Genomic DNA, 16621 nt, shown 5'->3' with positions numbered 1-16621 from the left:
CGGCGCCGGCTCACCGGCGCGGACGGCGACGACGGCGGCGCAGCACCGACGAACCGGTGACGACGGGCCAGCCGTCCAGCTCGGACGGGGCCAGCCCACGGCGGAGCGCGTCGTCGAGGATCACCGCGAGCGAGTGGTCGGGGTGGGCCGTGAGCACCCGTTCCAGGGCGACCGCCGCCAGCGCGCCGTGGCCGGCCCGCCAGGCGGCGAACGCGAGCAGGCTGCCCGGCGCCCCGATCAGGTCCGGCTCGGCCCGGCGCAGGACGTCGGTCCAGAGGCTGATGTCGGTGTCCCGGCCGTCGGTGCGGGACCAGGCGTGGTCGCGAACCGGGATGTGGGTGAGCAGCACGGTCAGCCAGGCCACCTCGTCGTCGTCCAGCCGCTCACCGCGCCGTTGCCGCCGGAACGCCGCCCGCACCGCCGCCACGCCGGCCGCGCGCACGGCCCGCGCCGCGCCGCCGGAGCCGACGACCACCACGGGGTCGCCCTCGGCCGGTGGCCCCTCCGCCGAGGTCTCCCCGGTGGGCGGGACATCGGCGGGGACACCGACCGTGACGTCCTCGGGCGGGGCGCCGTCGACGGATGCGCCGGCGAGCACGGCCAACCGGCGGCGGGCCCGTGCGGTGGCCCGGCGCATGGCGAGCCGGACCGGGCCGTCGAGCGCGGACACCTGGGCGGCCAGCGCGGCCCGGTCGGGCAGGGCGACCTGACCGGCGAACACCGCCGCCGCGCCGACCTGGCTCGCGACCGGGTCGTACGGGGTGCCGTCGGCGGGACAGCAGGCCGGCTCCGCGCAGAGGTAGGACCACCACCGGCCGTCGGTGACCCGCAGGGCGTCCAGGACGGTCAGCCCTGCCGCGTCCAGCGCGTCGCCGACCGCGTCCACGGTGCCGGTCACCCGGGCGGCCGGCCCGTAACCGACGACCGTGGCGGCGTCGACCTCCTGGCGGGCCACCACCTCGGCCAGGTGCCGGGCCGCCGGGGCGGGGTCGACGCCGGCCCCGGGCAGGTCGCCCCGCGCGGCGAAGACCACTCGCCGGCCGCGTACCGCGACCACCACGATGCTGTCGGCCGGGTGGAAGCCGAGCAGGTAGGGCACGGCCGCGACGAGGTCGCCGGGCGAGCGGACGGACAGGCGTGGGCGCTCGGTGGAGTTCATGCCGGGAGCGTCCGTGGTCGTCGGGGCCCGCGTCCGACCCTGTGGACGACACGCGGTCCGTCCCCAGATACGGAGCGTATCGGCGCAGGTGGCCGGCGATCGACGGCCGCCGCGGTTTCGCCACGGTCCCCGGCTGTCCCAGGTACCGGCTACCTTGCGCTCATGGACCTGGCATACCTGCGGGCACACCCGGAGCACCTGCCGACCTTCCTGACCCACCAGCGGATCCGGGAGACGCCGGTCTCCGGTGGCGACATCTGCACCGCGTCCCGGCTCACCCTGGACGACGGGCACTCCGTCTTCACCAAGAGCTGGCCGGAGCGGTCGGCGCGGCCGGTTCCGGAGGGCTTCTTCACCACCGAGGCGGCCGGCATGGGGTGGCTGCGCGAGGCCGACGCCGTGCCGGTGCCGGAGGTGCTGGTCGCGCTGCCCGACCTGCTCGCGCTCGACTGGGTGGAGCCGGGCGAGCCGACCCCGGAGGCCGCGGAGGCGTTCGGGCGCGGCCTGGCCCGGCTGCACGCGTCCGGCGCGACCGCGTTCGGCGCGGAGTGGACCGGGTTCATCGGCGCGCTGCCCCAGGACAACACGCCCGATCCCGGCCCGTGGCCGGACTGGTTCGCCCGCCGTCGACTGCTGCCCTACCTGCGGATGTCGGTCGACCGAGGGGCGCTCGACGGCGCCGGGGCCGCCCTGGTCGAGCAGGTCGTCGACCGGATCGGCGAGTTCGGCGGCGACGAGCCGCCGGCCCGGGTGCACGGTGACCTCTGGCCCGGCAACCTGCTCTGGGGCGCCGACGGCCGGGTCTGGCTGGTCGACCCGGCCGCGCACGGCGGCCACCGCGAGACCGACCTGGCCCAGTTGGCCCTCTTCGGTGGCCCGCCGCACCTGGAGCGGATCCTGGCCGCCTACCGGGAGGCCCGGCCGCCGGCCGACGGGTGGCGGGAGCGGGTGCCGCTGCACCAACTGCACCTGTTGCTGGTGCACACCGCGCTCTTCGGCACGGCGTACGCGGACGCGGTGGTCTCCGCCGCCCGAGGCGCCCTGCGGGGCGTCCGACGCGCTACGGTCGACGGATGACCGCCCCCCGGACGCCGGCCGACGGGGTCCTCGCCGACCGGTACGGTCGCGTCGCCCGGGACCTGCGGGTCTCGCTGACCGACAAGTGCAACCTGCGGTGCACCTACTGCATGCCGGCCGAGGGCCTGCCCTGGCTGGCCGGCCCGCAACTGCTGACCGACGACGAGATCGTCCGGCTGGTCGGCGTCGCGGTGGGCCGCCTCGGCGTCACCGAGGTGCGCTTCACCGGCGGTGAGCCGCTCATCCGGCCCGGCCTGCCCGGGATCGTGTCGGCGGTCGCCGCGCTGACGCCCCGGCCGCGCATCTCGGTGACCACCAACGGGATCGGGCTGGCCCGTCTCGCGCCGGCGCTGCGCGCCGCCGGTCTCGACCGGGTCAACGTCTCGCTGGACACGCTCGACCCGGCCCGGTTCGCCACGTTGACCCGGCGGGACCGGCACGCCGACGTGCTCGCCGGGTTGGCCGGCGCGGCGGAGGCGGGGCTGACCCCGGTGAAGATCAACGCGGTGCTGATGCGCGGTGTCAACGACGACGAGGCCCCGACCCTCCTCCGGTTCGCCCTGGCGCACGGCTACGAGCTGCGCTTCATCGAGCAGATGCCGCTGGACGCCCAGCACGGCTGGGACCGCTCGACCATGGTCACCGCCGACGAGATCCTCGCCGCCCTGCGCAGCGAGTTCGCGTTGCGCCCCGATCCCGCCGAGCGGGGTGCCGCACCGGCCGAGACCTGGCTGGTGGACGACGGGCCGGCCCGGGTCGGGGTGATCGCCAGCGTGACCCGGCCGTTCTGCGGCGACTGCGACCGCACCCGGCTCACCGCCGACGGCCAGGTGCGCAACTGCCTCTTCGCCACCGAGGAGTCCGACCTGCGGGCGGCGCTGCGCGGCGGTGCCGACGACGACGAGTTGGCCCGGCGCTGGCGCGCCGCGATGTGGGGCAAGCGGGCGGGCCACGGCATCGACGATCCGACCTTTCTCCAGCCGGCCCGGCCGATGTCCGCGATCGGAGGGTGAGCGTGGAACTGACCGTCCGCTACTTCGCCGGGGCGCGGGCCGCGGCCGGCCGCGCCGAGGAGACCGCATCCGCCGGCCGGTCGCTGGACGAACTCCTGGACGACCTGGCCGCCCGGCACGGCGAACGACTGTCAGTGGTGCTGAAGGCGGCGAGTTTCCTGGTCGACGGCGTGGCCTGTCATGATCGTCAGGCACTGTTGCCGGCCGGGGTGACGGTGGACGTGCTGCCGCCCTTCGCGGGCGGCTGAGGAGGCCGACGTGCTGGCGATGGCGACATTCCTGATCTTCGTCGTGCTCGTCATCGGCCTGATCCACTTCTACCTGTGGAAGCGGCTGGTCCGGGACACCACCCGACCGGGTCGGTGGCGCCGGCTCGGCGCGGCCGTGGTCGCCCTGCTCGCCCTGCTCGTGCCGGCGACCATGGCCGGCACGAGGAACGGCTGGTTCTGGCTGGCCTGGCCGGGCTACCTCTGGCTGGCGCTGATGTTCTACCTGCTGGTGCTGCTGCTGGTGCTGGAGGTGCCGACCGCGGTGGTCCGGCTCGTCCTGCGCCGCCGCGCCCGCGCCGCCGCCACGGGCCCCGAGCCCGAGCCGGCGCTGATCGGCGCCGGGGCCGGGGCCGTCCCGCCCGGGCCGACCGGCGACGCCGTCGGCATTCCGGCCGGCGGGACCGCCGACGGTGGCGACGTCCCGCCGGCGGACACCGTGCCCGCCGACCACGATCCGTCCCGCCGGTTGCTGCTCGCGCGCGGCGCGGCGATCTTCGCCGGGCTCACCGCCGCCGGCGTCACCGGGTACGGCGTCCGCACCGCGATGGGGCCGCCCCGACTGGACCGGGTCCGGATCCCGCTGGCCAAGCTGCCCCGGAGCATGGACGGCCTGCGGATCGCCACCGTCTCCGACATCCACCTCGGGCCGCTGCGCGGACGGGCGCACACCGAGCGGATCGTCGCCATGATCAACCAACTGGACGCCGATCTGGTGGCGGTGGTCGGCGACCTGGTCGACGGGACGGTGGCCGAGCTGGGCTCGGCCGCGGAGCCGCTGCGCGACCTGCGCTCCCGCTACGGCAGCTTCTTCGTCACCGGCAACCACGAGTACTACTCCGGCGTGGAGGAGTGGGTCCGCGAGGTGGACCGGCTCGGCCTGCGGGTGCTGCAGAACGAGCGGCAGGAGATCCAGGCCCGCGGCGGGGTGCTGGACCTGGCCGGGGTCAACGACGTGACCGCCGCCGGCACCGGTCTGGCCGCGCCGGCCGACTACGCCGCCGCCCTCGGCGACCGTGACCCGAGCCGCCCGGTGGTGCTGCTGGCCCACCAGCCGGTGGCCGCGCACGAGGCGGCGAAGTTCGGCGTCGACCTGCAACTCTCCGGGCACACCCACGGCGGCCAGATGGTGCCGTTCAACCTGGCGGTGAAGCTCCAGCAGCCGGTGGTCTCCGGTCTGGGCGAGGTGGACGGCACCAAGGTGTACGTCACCAACGGCGCCGGCTTCTGGGGTCCGCCGGTGCGTGTCGGCGCCCCGCCGCAGGTGACGCTGGTCGAGCTGCGCGCCCCATAGCGCGCCGGGGGCGCCGCGTCCAGCACCGCATTGCTCAGGTCACGCGTACGCGTGGCGGCGGGCGGGCGGGCAACCGGACGTGACAGGATGCGGCGTGCCTCCGTTCAGCGCCGCACCCCCCGGTGGCCTCCCGCCCTACGTCGCGGATCTGCACATCCACTCGAAATACTCCCGCGCGTGCAGCCGCGACCTGACCCTGCCGAACCTCGGCTGGTGGGCCCGACGCAAGGGCATCGGGGTGCTCGGCACCGGAGACTTCACCCACCCCGCCTGGTACGACCACCTGCGCGAGACGCTGCACCCGGCCGAGCCCGGCCTCTACCGGCTGTCGCCGGAGGCGGAGCGGGACATCGCCCGGCGGCTGCCGCCCCGGCTGGCGAGCGCGGCGGAGGCGGACCCGGTCCGGTTCATGCTGAGCGTGGAGATCTCCACCATCTACAAGCGGGACGACCGGACCCGCAAGGTGCACCACCTGATCTACCTGCCGGACCTGGACGCGGTGGGCCGGTTCAACGCCGCGCTGGGCCGGATCGGCAACCTCGGCTCCGACGGCCGGCCGATCCTCGGGCTGGACTCCCGCGACCTGCTGGAGATCACGCTGGAGGCCAGCGGAGACGGCTACCTGGTGCCGGCGCACATCTGGACGCCCTGGTTCTCCGCGCTCGGCTCGAAGTCCGGCTTCGACGCGATCGCCGACTGTTACGCCGACCTGGCCGAGCACATCTTCGCGGTGGAGACCGGCCTCTCCTCCGACCCGGAGATGAACTGGCGGGTCGGCAGCCTGGACCGCTACCAGCTGGTGTCGAACTCGGACGCCCACTCGCCGCCGGCGCTGGCCCGGGAGGCCACGGTCCTCACGGCGGCCCGCGACTACTTCGCGATCCGGGAGGCGCTGCGCACCGGGGACGGGCTCGCCGGCACTGTCGAGTTCTTCCCGGAGGAGGGCAAGTACCACGCCGACGGGCACCGGCTCTGCGGGGTGAACTGGTCGCCCGAGCGCACCCGCGAGGCGGGTGGGCGCTGCCCGGAGTGCGGCAAGCCGCTCACCGTCGGCGTACTGAGCCGGGTCGAGGAGCTGGCCGACCGTCCGGTGGGGCACCGTCCGGCGCACGCCCGCGCGGTGGCGCACCTGGTGCCGCTGGCCGAGATCCTCGGCGAGATCAACCGGGTGGGCGCGCGGTCGAAGAAGGTGGAGGGCAAGCTCCACGAGCTGGTCGCCGCGCTCGGCCCGGAGTTGGAGATCCTGACCCGTACGCCGGTCGAGGAGATCGGCCGGGTCGGTGGCGAGCTGCTCGCCGAGGGCATCGGCCGGCTGCGCCGCGGCGAGGTCCGCCGGGTGCCGGGCTACGACGGCGAGTACGGGGTGATCACACTGTTCGATCCGGCGGAACTGGGCGCCACGGCCGGCGGGTCGGGGCAGGACGCGCTCTTCGACGTACCCGTGCCCGCGCAGCGACGGCCCGCGGAGCCGGCGCCGAAACCGAGGGCCAAGCGCCCGGCGGCGGCCCGGCCCGAGCCGAAGCGCACGCCGCCGCCGGCTCGCCCGATCGCGCCGCCGCCCTCCCCGCACGAGCCGTTCGAGCCGATGCTCGCCGGCATGGAGGAGGTCGGCACCGGCCTGCTGGACCGCCTGGACGCGATGCAGCGGGTGGCCGCGTCCGCGCCGGGCGGTCCGCTGCTCATCGTGGCCGGGCCCGGCACCGGCAAGACCCGGACGTTGACCCACCGGATCGCGTATCTCTGCGCGGAGTTGAACGTCTTCCCCGACCAGTGCCTGGCGATCACGTTCACCCGCCGGGCGGCCGAGGAGCTGCGGCACCGGCTGGACGGGCTGCTCGGCCCGGTCGCCGAGGACGTCACCGTGGGCACGTTCCACTCGCTCGGCCTGACCGTGCTGCGGGAGAACGCGGCGGCCGCCGGGCTGCCGGCGGACTTCCGGATCGCCGACGAGACGGACCGGGCGGCGGCCCGCGCCGAGGCCGGCGAGGACGACGAGCGGTACGTCGCGCTGCTGCGCAAGAAGGACCTGGTCGACCTGGACGAGCTGCTCACCCTGCCGGTGGCGCTGCTCAAGGGGGACCGGAAGCTGGTCCGGGAGTACCGCGAACGGTGGAAGTGGATCTTCGTTGACGAGTACCAGGACGTCGACGCGGTGCAGTACGACCTGCTGCGGCTGCTCAGCCCCGCCGACGGCAACCTGTGCGCGATCGGCGACCCGGACCAGGCGATCTACTCGTTCCGGGGCGCCGACGTCGGCTACTTCCTGCGTTTCTCGCAGGACTTCACCGACGCCCGGCTGGTGCGGCTGAACCGCAACTACCGCTCGTCCGCGCCGATCCTGGCCGCCGCGGTGCAGGCCATCGCGCCGTCGTCGCTGGTGCGCGGTCGCCGCCTCGACCCGGCCCGGCTCGACCCGGAGGCGCCGCTGGTCGGCCGGTACGCCGCGACCTCGGTGGCCGACGAGGCCGACTTCGTGGTCCGCACCGTCGACGAGCTGGTCGGTGGCCTGTCCCACCGGTCGCTGGACTCGGGCCGCATCGACGGGCGGACGACGTCACTCTCCTTCTCCGACATCGCGGTGCTCTACCGCACCGACTCCCAGGCCGCGCCGGTCGTGGACGCGCTGGCCCGGGCCAACATCCCGGTGCAGAAGCGCTCGCACGACCGGCTGCGCGACCGGCCCGGCGTCACCGCCGTCGCCCGCGAGCTGCGCCAGGCCGGTCTCGACGGATCGCTGGCCGCCCGGGTACGCCAGGCCGGTCAGCTCCTGGCGGAGCGCTTCGCCGTGCCCACGCTCGACGGCGCCGGCGCGGTACGCCCCGAGGACGTCCGCACCGCCGTGGACCTGCTCACGCCACTGGCCCGGCGCTGCGGTGACGACCTCGGGCTGTTCCTCAACCAGCTCGCGACCGGCGCGGAGGTGGACGCCCTGGATCCGCGCGCCGAGGCGGTCACGCTGCTCACGCTGCACGCGGCGAAGGGGCTGGAGTTCCCGGTGGTGTTCCTGGTCGGCGCCGAGGACGGCCTGCTGCCGCTGCGCTGGCCCGGCAGCGAGCCGGACGAGGACGCGGTGGCCGAGGAGCGCCGGCTCTTCTTCGTCGGCCTGACCCGGGCGCAGGACCGGCTCTACGTCAGCCACGCCGCCCGGCGGGCCCGGCACGGCGCGGAACGCGAGACCCGGCCGTCGCCGTTCCTCGACGTGATCGACCCGGCGTTGTTCGACCGGCTCGGCACGGCGGAGCCACGCCGGCCCCGGGATCACCAGCTCCGGCTGATCTGACCGGCGGGCCGCCCGCCGACACGCGCGGCGGCCTCAGGTGAGCAGGACGGCGAGCCAGGCGCCGGCGAGGAGCGCCGGGCCGAACGGCAGCGGCGTGTCCCGGCGTACCCGGCCGGCGGCCAGCAGGACCAGCACCGTCACCCCGGCGAGCACGTGCGGGAGGAGCAGCCCGAGCCGGAGCGTCGGCCAGCCCAGCCAGCCCAGCGGGAGCCCGAGCGCGGCGGCGAGCTTCACGTCACCGAAGCCGAGCCGGGCGCCCGGCAGCAGCGCGAGCAGCAGGTGGCCGGCGAGGGAGAGCGCGGCGCCGGCGGCGGCGGTGGTCAGTCGACCCGGCTCGCCGGTGGCCAGCGTGGCGCCGGCGAGGCCGAGCCCGCCGCCGAGCGCCAGCGCGCCGACCAGCGGGTCGGGCAGCCGCAGGGCGGTCAGGTCGGTGACCACGAGCAGCAGCCCGACGCCGGCGACCAGCAGCAGGGCCGGCAGCGCGGGCCCGGCCCCGTGGGCGGCGGCCAGCCCGCCGAACACCACCGCACCGGTCGCGGTCAGGACCGCCCGGCGCGGAGCGGGGCCGCCGCCCACCAGGGACCGACCCACCGGTACGGCCACCAGCCCGGCGAGCGCGCCGAGCAGCGCCACCCCGGTCACCAGCGCCGCCGACACGGGCCGGGACGCTACCGCTCCGCCGTCTCCCGGGCCGTCCCGTCCACGGCAGCCGGCGCGGTCCGGCGCGGACGCTCGGTGCTCACCACCACCGCCACGCCGGCCACGATGACCGCGCCGCCGAGCAGCACCTGCGCGGTGACCGGCTCGGCGACGAGCAGCGCGCCGAGCGCCACCGCGACCGCCGGGTTCACGTAGGCGTACGTGGACACCAGGGAGAGCGGCGCGTGCGCGAGCAGCCAGACGTACGCGGTGAAGGCGACCAGCGAGCCGGCCACCATCAGATAGACCAGAGCCACCCAGGACCGCGTGGTCACCTCGGCGGGGGAGAAGTCGGCCAGTTCCCCGCGTGCGGCCGCGACCACCGCGAGCGCCACCGCGCCGGCCACCATCTCGTAGACGGTGGCCACGAACGGGTCGGCGGGCATCCGGATCCGTCCGGACAGGAACGATCCGACGGACCAGCTGACCGCTCCGGCCACCACGATCAGCGCGCCGACCAGCGGCACCCCGTCCACGCCGTCGCGGGGCAGGACCAGCAGGACCAGCCCGACGAAGCCGAGCGCCACGCCGGCGAACGTCCAGGCCCGGGGCCGGTCCCCGCCGGCCGTACGCAGCACCACCACCAGGAGCGGGACGGTGGCCACCAGCAGCGCGGCGACACCGGAGGGCACGGCGCTGCCCGCCGGGCCGGACTCGGCGAGCACCACCAGCCCGTTGCCGCCGGCCAGCAGCAGCACGCCGACCAGCGCGGCCGAGCCGAGGCGTCGGGCCGGCACGCGGAGCGCACCGGGCCCGCGGCGCAGGCGCAGCACCAGCGCGAGCACCACGGCGGCCGCGGCGAACCGCATCGCCGCCGAGGTGAGCGGCGGCAGGGACTCGACCGCGACCCGGATGCCCAGGTAGGTCGAACCCCAGAGCAGGTAGACCAGGGCGAGGGCGGTCCAGATCAGGGCGGGGCGGGCCGACCGCGCCGGGCTGTCGGCGGCGGTCGTCGCACTCTCGGGGCGTGAGCTCATCGGTGGACCACGCTACGGTGACCACGGCGTCGGCGTCCCGTGTTGGTGGCCGGCCTCTCAGCACTGGCGTACGCAGGAGGCGTTCATGTCGAACTTCGGACCACCGGGCGGCGGCTCACCCGAGCCGTGGGGGGGACGGCGGCCCGACGACGGGTACGCCCCGCAGCCGGCCGACCCGCACTACGGCCCGGCGCCCGGCGGTCCGCAGTACGGGCCGCCGCAGCAGTACGGCCCTCCCACCGAGCAGTACGGCGTCCCGCCCCAGCAGTACGGGCCCCCCACCCAGCAGTACGAGCCGGCCGCGCCGGGGTGGGCGCCCGGTCCGCCGCAGTACCAGGGATACCCCGCCGACCCCGGCTACGGGGGGCAGCCGCCCTACGCCGGCGGGCAGCCCCCGTACGCCGGCGGCGAGCCGCCCTACGCCGAGCCCACGCCCCCGAAGCGGGGCAAGGGTCCGCTGCTGGTGGTGGTGCTGGTCGTGCTGGCGGTGCTGCTGCTGGGTGGCGCCGGGGCCTACTGGCTGCTCGGCCGGAACGAGAAGAGCCCGACGGCCGGGACGACGGCGGCCACCGCGCCGGCCGCGGACCCGACGGCGGCGGCGCCGAGCGATCCGGCGGAGGCGACGCCGACCGCGCCGGCTCCGGCCTCGTCGACCGACCCGCGCTTCGTCAAGGCGGGCCAGTGCGTCGCCAACGAGGGCGGGGGCGGCCAGCCCAAGCTGGTGATCGCCGACTGTGCGCCGAAGACCTACCAGGTGCTGCGCCGGATCGACGGCGCGACCAGCGGCAAGAAGGACGCCGAGGCGAAGTGCGGCAAGGTGACCGGCTACACCGACTGGTACTTCTTCGACAGCGAGCTGGACACGCTCGACTTCGTCCTCTGCCTGAAGCGGCGGTGAGCCGGTAGGCAAAACTAGGGCTGTCTAGCGTCCACGCTAGACAGCCCTAGTTTTATGTCGAGGCCGACACGCGGTAGCCACCTCTACGCACGTCTAGCCTGGCCGCTAGACGACCCGATACTGTGCGATTCGTGGATCCGGTCCGCAACCCGTACGCGCCGGGCGCCGGCCAGCGCCCGCCCGAACTCGCCGGGCGGGGGCGGGAGCTGGACGTCTTCGACGTGGTCCTGGAACGGATCGCCCGCGGCCGGCCGGAACGCAGCCTGATGCTCACCGGGCTGCGCGGAGTCGGCAAGACGGTCCTGCTCAACACGCTGCGCTCGGAGGCGATCAACCGCCTCTGGGGCACCGGCAAGATCGAGGCCCGACCGGACCAGTCGCTGCGCCGGCCGATCGCCGCCGCACTGCACATGGCGGTCCGCGAGCTGGCCCCCCGGCACCGGGCGCCCGACCGGATCGACGCCTTCCTGGGCGTGCTCAAGGCGTTCGCGCAACGGTCGACGCCGCCGAGCGGGCGGGGTGGCGCGGCGCCGAAGCTGCGCGACCGCTGGCAGCCCGGCATCGACGTGCCGGCCAGCAGCGGCCGGGCCGACTCCGGCGACATCGAGATCGACCTGGTCGAGCTGCTCAGCGACGCGGCGGCGGTCGCCACCGACGTGGGCACCGGCATCGCCGTGTTCATCGACGAGATGCAGGACGTCGGCGCCGAGGACGTCTCGGCGCTCTGCGCCGCCTGCCACGAGCTGTCCCAGCTCGGCGCGCCGCTGATCGTGGTGGGTGCCGGGCTGCCGCACCTGCCCGCCGTGCTCAGCGCCGCCAAGTCGTACTCCGAACGGCTCTACCGCTACCAGCGGATCGACCGGCTCGACCGGATCGCCGCCGACCAGGCGCTCTGCGCGCCGGCCGAGCGGGAGGAGGTCGAGTACGAGCAGAAGGCGCTCGACCTGCTCTACGAGAAGTCCGGCGGCTATCCCTACTTCGTCCAGGCGTACGGCAAGGCCACCTGGGACCACGCGCCGCGCTCACCGATCACCGCGGCGGACGTGCGGGTCGCCGCGCCCGAGGCGGAGGCGGAGCTGGCGGTGGGGTTCTTCGGCTCCCGGTTCGAGCGGGCCACGCCGGCCGAACGCGAGTACATGCGGGCGATGGCCACACTGGCGCTGGTGGACGGCGAGGAGGGCGGCCGGGACGACATGGACGCCGCGGTGCCCACCGCGGAGATCGCCCGGGCGCTCGGCCGCAAGCCGGCCAGCCTCTCCCCGGCCCGGGACGCGCTGATCAAGAAGGGCCTGATCTACTCCGGCGAGCGGGGCACGGTCGCGTTCACCGTCCCGCACTTCGGCCGCTACCTGCGCACCCAGCCCGCCTGAGCGACGCTCACACCCGCGACCAGGGCGGCGGGAAGACCACCTCGCCCGCCGGAGGCGGCGGCTCCTCGCCGGTGGACGGCGGCAGCACCAGCGCCTGCCACGGCTCCCCCAGCCCGGACCACGGGCTGGTCAGGCCCAACCGGTCCGCCGGGCCGAACCCGAACCGCCGGTAGTACGCCGGGTCGCCCAGCACCACCACCAGCCGCTCGCCCAGCTCGGTGGCGGCCTCGAGCGCCGCCTGCACCACCGCCGTGCCGTGCCCGACGCGTTGCCGGTGCGGGGCCACCGCCACCGGTCCGAGCGCCAACGCCGGCCAGGTGCCGCCGTCGGTGCGTACGCCGACGCGGGTGAGCAGCGCGAAGCCCACCACCTCGCCGCCGTACTCGGCGACCATGGCCAGCTCCGGGATCCACGCCGGGCCGTGCCGCAGTTCCTCGACCAGGCCGACCTCGGGCGGGGTGGCCACATCCGGCCGGGCGAAGGCGGCGGCGAGCACCCGGGCCACCGGCGCCTCGTCCGCCGGGTCCTCCGGGCGCAGTCGCAGCGTCGTCACCCGCGCGACCTTACCGAACACGGCCGGTCCATCCGCGACGGTCGCTGAAATCGGCGTGGCCCGGACGTCCACGTCGGCCGATACCTTTCGTGTGTTGCGGGGGTGACGACGCCCGCGACGGGGTATGACTGAGCCATGAAGCCCGTGCGCTCCCTCGCCCGAGTCATGTTGAGCGGCATCTTCGTGGTCAGCGGCGCCCGAAACCTGCGCAACCCGGAACGGTTGGTCCCCGCCTCCGAACCGGTCACCGACAAGATCGCCCCGCTGATCCAGAACCTGCACCCGCGCATCCCGACCGACACCGCGACGCTCATCCGGGCCAACGCCGCCACCCAGCTCGTCGGCGGCCTGATGCTGGCCACCGGCCGGTTCAGCCGCCCGGCCGCGCTGGTCCTCGCCGCCACGCTGGTGCCGACCACCGCCGCCGGTCATCCCTTCTGGAACAACGACGACCCCGCCGCGCGCAACAACAACCAGATCCACTTCCTGAAGAACCTCGGCCTGCTCGGTGGGCTCCTCCTCGCCGCCGCGGACACCGAGGGCAGGCCGGGGCTGCGCTGGCGCGCCGGCCACCGGATCGACCACTCGCGCCGGTCGGTCAAGCGCGCGGTCCGCACCGCCCGCCGGGAGGCGAAGATCGCCGTACGCTCCGCGGCGACCGCCCGCCGAATGCCCGGCTGACCTGCACCCCGTACCGCCACCACCCCCCGCAACGCCACCAATCACCTGAACCGTCCGACACCCGTTAACGCGGTGGAAATGTCGCGAAGACGTGTGGGATCGGACACGGTCGTGTAACGCGGGAGGCAGCGACGTGAGGCACCGTTCTAGGCTCCGTTCTGGACCTGGACGGGCACGACGACCTTGGTACGGGGGTGGCCACGCCATGCCGACGACAGTCGGTAGACGGACGGACCGCCTCGCCCCGGCCTCCCGCGTCCCGCGCGGTGTCGACCGTCGGATCGTCGTCCGCGTCGGCGTCGTGGCCGCCGTGTCGTACGCCGCGTGGCTCGCCGTCGGTGCGTTCGGTCGCCCCTACAACTTCTTCGACATGAAGATCTACCACGGTGCGGTGCTGTGGTGGGCGGGTGGCAACGAGCTGTACGACTTCGTCGCTCCCTCGACCACCCTCGGCTTCACCTACCCGCCCTTCGCCGCCCTGGTCATGTTGCCGATGTCCTGGCTGCCGGTCGACGGGGCCGGGTTCGTCAACGCCCTGGCCAGCATCGCCGCGCTCGCCGTGGTGCTGGCCGCGTTGCTGCGTCCCATCGTGGACCGGCTCGGCTGGCCGCTGTGGTTCACCGTCGCCGTCGCCACCCCGGTGGCGCTGGCCATCGAGCCGTCCCGGGAGACCCTCGGCTACGGCCAGGTCAACCTGCTGCTCTTCGCGCTGATCATGGCGGACCTGGTCGGGCTGCGGTGGCGGGCCAAGCGGGGCACCCACCACGAGACCGCCGACTCACCGCTGGCCCGGTTCGTCTACAGCGGCGCCTGGGCCGGGGTCGGCATCGGGCTCGCCACCGCCGTGAAGCTCACCCCGGCGCTGTTCGTGTTCTACCTGATGCTCACCCGGCAGTGGCGGGCCGCGATGATCGCGACCGGCACCGCCGTCGGGGTGACGCTCGGGACGTTCGGCGTGCTCGGCGCGGAGTCCCGCGCCTACTTCACCAGCGTGCTGTGGCAGACCGAGCGGGTCGGCGCGGCGGACATGACCGCCAACCAGTCCCTCGCGGGCCTGCTGGCGCGCCTCTACGACTCGATCGAGACGCCCGGGCTGCTCTGGCTCGCCTTCTCGGTGCTGGTGCTGGCGCTGGGCCTGTCCCGGGCGCTCAGCGCGCGCGCCGACGGCGACGAACTGACCGCGTTCACGCTGGTCGGGCTCACCGCCAACGTGATCAGCCCGATCTCCTGGTCGCACCACCTGGTCTGGGTCATCCCGGCGATCATCGTGCTGGCCGACGCCGCGGTACGCCGCCGTGACGCCAGCCGCCGCCTGCCGCCGCGCGGCAACGGCATGCTCTCGGCCAACGGCGTGCCCACGCTGCGCCCGCCGATCTGGTACCCGACGTTGACCGGGCTCCGGCACGGCGTCGGCGCGCTCGGGCTCTATCTGCTCTTCCTGATCTCGCCGATCTGGCCGTACGAGCACCAGCTCCCCGAGGTGTCCCACTACCAGGACGGCCTGTTCGGCGCGCTGATGGAGAACTCCCTGGCCATCGCGCTGATCGTGCTGGTCGCGGCGCTGCCGTGGCGCCCCGGCGCGGAGCCGGCGTTCTATCCCGACCGGCTGGCCCGCACCGCCCCGCTCGCCGCCCGGCGCTGAGGCCACCCCGCTCAGGGGCAGTTCACCCACTCCTCGGTGCCGTCGTCGAAGACCTGCCGCTTCCAGATGGGCAGCCGTGCCTTGACCTCGTCGACCAGGCGGGCGCAGGCGTCGAACGCCGCCGCCCGGTGCGCCGTGCTGACCGCGGCCACCAGGGCGACGTCGCCGATCTCCAGGGGCCCGATCCGGTGCGAGACAGCCACCGCGTAGACCGCCGGGTCGGCGGTGATCTCCGCCGCGACCTCGCGCAGCACCGCCTCGGCGCTGGGGTGACCCTCGTATTCCAGCCGGGTGACCGCACGCCCGTGGTCGTGGTCGCGGACCACGCCCTGGAAGGACACCACCGCACCGGCCCGGCGGTCGCCGACGGCCGCCTCGTGCGCGGCCAGGTCCAGCGGCCGGTCGGTGACCGCCCCGAGCACCATCCCCACCGGATCGATCACGACCGCTCCCCGGGCATCAGCGGCAGCGGGACGAGCGGCACCCGGTCGCCGGCCGCGCCGCTCGTGCCGGGCCGGATCACCGCGAAGCCGTCCGCGCCGGCCAGACCCCGCAGCATCGCCGAGCCGACGTGCCGCACCGGGTGCGCGGTGCCGGCGACCCGGTCCCAGCGAGCCAGCGCCAGGTGGGTGTGGTCGCCCCGGCCGGGCACAGGCTCGGCCAGGGTGACCTGCGGAAGCACCGGCATCGGCCGACCGGTGAGGCCGGCGAGCAGGGGTGCGACGAGCGAGACGAGAGCCACCACCGCGGACTGCGGGTTGCCGGGCAGGCCGGCCACGAAACGCACCCGGCCGTCGCCGTCCACCAACCGGGCGAGCAGCATCGGGAAGCCGGGGCGCACCGCCACGGTGTTGACGACGTAGTCGGCGCCGAGCGCCTCCAGCGTCGGGTGCAGGTGGTCGACCGGGCCGTGCATGGTGCCGCCGGTGGTGCAGACCAGGTCGGCGTTGGCCAGCGCGCCGCGCAGCGCCGCCACGTGCGCGGGCAGCGTGTCGGCGACCGGGCCGACCACGTCGCCGCCGCGCACCTGGCAGCCGTAGCGGCGCAGCCAGCCCGGCACCGAGGGGCCGAGCGCGTCGCGGACCCGGCCGGCGCCCGGCGGGCCCGAGGTGAGCAGCTCGTCGCCGAAGACCAGCAGCGCCGCCCGGGGTGGGCGGCGGACCCGCAGCGTGTCGTGCCCGCAGGAGGCGGCCAGGCCGATCACCGCCGGATCCACCGGCGTGCCGGCCGGCACCAGCTCCTCGCCGAGGTGTGCCTCCTCGGCCGGCTCCCGCCACTCCGGCTGGGAGCGGGGTGTGCCGGCGACCCGACCGTCCGCCGTGCGGGTCGACTCCTCGATCCGCAGGATCGCGGTCGTGCCCGCCGGGACCATCGCGCCGGTGGCGATCTCCACGGTGCTGCCGTCCTCGTCCAGCGGGGACGCGGTCTGCCCGGCGAGCACCCGACCGGCCACCCGCCACGGCCCCGCCCCGCGCACCGCCCACCCGTCCACGCTGGAGGTGGGGAACGCCGGAAGGTCGGTACGCGTGGTCAGCGGCTCGGCCAGGGTGTGCCCGTCGGTGTCGGCCAGCGGCCGGGCGACCGCGGGCAGCGCGGCGGAGAGACCGACCGCGTACACCCGGGAGCGGGCCTCCTCCCACCCAGCCGGTGGCGGCGTGCCCACCTCGGCCCCGGTGGTCTCGGTTTCGGTGCTCATCCGGCGAGCCTAGCGC

Annotated in this window: 15 protein-coding genes; 9 read left to right on the top strand and 6 right to left on the bottom strand. The window is 75.3% G+C overall.

All coding sequences use genetic code 11. The annotated features are described in order from the left end of the window. Positions 1 to 10 precede the first annotated feature (10 nt). A complete protein-coding gene (locus tag GA0070622_RS02625) occupies positions 11 to 1159 on the bottom strand; it encodes a DUF4192 domain-containing protein (protein WP_091567865.1) in 1149 nt (382 codons plus the stop codon). Positions 1160 to 1321: 162 nt separating this feature from the next. Between GA0070622_RS02625 and GA0070622_RS02620 the strand changes: the two genes are divergently transcribed. The 5 genes from GA0070622_RS02620 to GA0070622_RS02600 all read left to right on the top strand — a co-directional run bounded on the left by GA0070622_RS02620 (position 1322) and on the right by GA0070622_RS02600 (position 8089). After that, complete coding sequence (locus GA0070622_RS02620) at positions 1322 to 2236, top strand: fructosamine kinase family protein (RefSeq protein ID WP_091567861.1); 915 nt, start codon at positions 1322 to 1324, stop codon at positions 2234 to 2236. Beyond that, positions 2233 to 3249 (top strand): GTP 3',8-cyclase MoaA, encoded by a 1017-nt coding sequence (gene moaA / locus GA0070622_RS02615; protein WP_091567857.1) that lies wholly within the window; start codon positions 2233 to 2235, stop codon positions 3247 to 3249. Before GA0070622_RS02620 ends, moaA begins: the two co-directional genes overlap by 4 nt. A 2-nt stretch (positions 3250 to 3251) precedes the next feature. Beyond that, complete coding sequence (locus GA0070622_RS02610; RefSeq protein ID WP_091567854.1) at positions 3252 to 3497, top strand: MoaD/ThiS family protein; 246 nt, start codon at positions 3252 to 3254, stop codon at positions 3495 to 3497. Positions 3498 to 3516: 19 nt separating this feature from the next. Beyond that, a complete protein-coding gene (locus tag GA0070622_RS02605; RefSeq protein ID WP_369700220.1) occupies positions 3517 to 4809 on the top strand; it encodes a metallophosphoesterase in 1293 nt (430 codons plus the stop codon). Between the two features lie 94 nt (positions 4810 to 4903). After that, positions 4904 to 8089, top strand: a complete 3186-nt coding sequence (locus GA0070622_RS02600; protein ID WP_091567846.1) for a UvrD-helicase domain-containing protein — start codon at positions 4904 to 4906, stop codon at positions 8087 to 8089. 33 nt (positions 8090 to 8122) lie between these two features. On the opposite strand, the gene GA0070622_RS02595 is transcribed toward GA0070622_RS02600, so the two are convergent. After that, positions 8123 to 8746, bottom strand: coding sequence for a prepilin peptidase (locus GA0070622_RS02595; protein WP_091567841.1), 624 nt, complete (start codon positions 8744 to 8746; stop codon positions 8123 to 8125). A gap of 11 nt (positions 8747 to 8757) precedes the next feature. Next, a complete protein-coding gene (locus GA0070622_RS02590; RefSeq protein ID WP_091567838.1) occupies positions 8758 to 9765 on the bottom strand; it encodes an EamA family transporter in 1008 nt (335 codons plus the stop codon). Between the two features lie 85 nt (positions 9766 to 9850). Here GA0070622_RS02590 and GA0070622_RS02585 point away from each other — a divergent pair, with 85 nt between their 5' ends. Further along, on the top strand, positions 9851 to 10663 hold the full coding sequence (locus GA0070622_RS02585) for an LppU/SCO3897 family protein (protein ID WP_091567835.1): 813 nt from the start codon (positions 9851 to 9853) through the stop codon (positions 10661 to 10663). A gap of 131 nt (positions 10664 to 10794) precedes the next feature. Beyond that, positions 10795 to 12033 carry an ATP-binding protein gene (locus GA0070622_RS02580; RefSeq protein WP_091567832.1) on the top strand — a complete coding sequence of 413 codons (1239 nt, stop codon included), beginning with the start codon at positions 10795 to 10797 and terminating at the stop codon, positions 12031 to 12033. Between the two features lie 7 nt (positions 12034 to 12040). Here GA0070622_RS02580 and GA0070622_RS02575 read toward each other — a convergent pair whose 3' ends face one another. After that, on the bottom strand, positions 12041 to 12586 hold the full coding sequence (locus tag GA0070622_RS02575) for a GNAT family N-acetyltransferase (protein ID WP_091576785.1): 546 nt from the start codon (positions 12584 to 12586) through the stop codon (positions 12041 to 12043). A 135-nt stretch (positions 12587 to 12721) separates the two neighbouring features. Between GA0070622_RS02575 and GA0070622_RS02570 the strand changes: the two genes are divergently transcribed. Beyond that, positions 12722 to 13267 carry a DoxX family protein gene (locus tag GA0070622_RS02570; RefSeq protein ID WP_091567828.1) on the top strand — a complete coding sequence of 182 codons (546 nt, stop codon included), beginning with the start codon at positions 12722 to 12724 and terminating at the stop codon, positions 13265 to 13267. Between the two features lie 205 nt (positions 13268 to 13472). Beyond that, entirely contained in the window at positions 13473 to 14909 is a 1437-nt protein-coding gene (locus tag GA0070622_RS02565; RefSeq protein ID WP_091567825.1) for a glycosyltransferase 87 family protein, read from the top strand. A gap of 11 nt (positions 14910 to 14920) precedes the next feature. Here GA0070622_RS02565 and GA0070622_RS02560 read toward each other — a convergent pair whose 3' ends face one another. Together GA0070622_RS02560 and GA0070622_RS02555 are read right to left on the bottom strand one after the other, a co-directional pair. Continuing rightward, entirely contained in the window at positions 14921 to 15334 is a 414-nt protein-coding gene (locus GA0070622_RS02560; RefSeq protein WP_091576783.1) for a molybdenum cofactor biosynthesis protein MoaE, read from the bottom strand. A 14-nt stretch (positions 15335 to 15348) separates the two neighbouring features. Further along, positions 15349 to 16605 (bottom strand): molybdopterin molybdotransferase MoeA, encoded by a 1257-nt coding sequence (locus tag GA0070622_RS02555; RefSeq protein ID WP_091567822.1) that lies wholly within the window; start codon positions 16603 to 16605, stop codon positions 15349 to 15351. Positions 16606 to 16621 lie beyond the last annotated feature (16 nt).

It is taken from the genome of Micromonospora sediminicola, from assembly GCF_900089585.1.
In the GTDB taxonomy this organism is placed as follows: domain Bacteria; phylum Actinomycetota; class Actinomycetes; order Mycobacteriales; family Micromonosporaceae; genus Micromonospora; species Micromonospora sediminicola.
The sequence above is the reverse complement of the archived record's forward strand: the minus strand, read 5'-3'. Positions and strand labels throughout refer to the sequence as shown.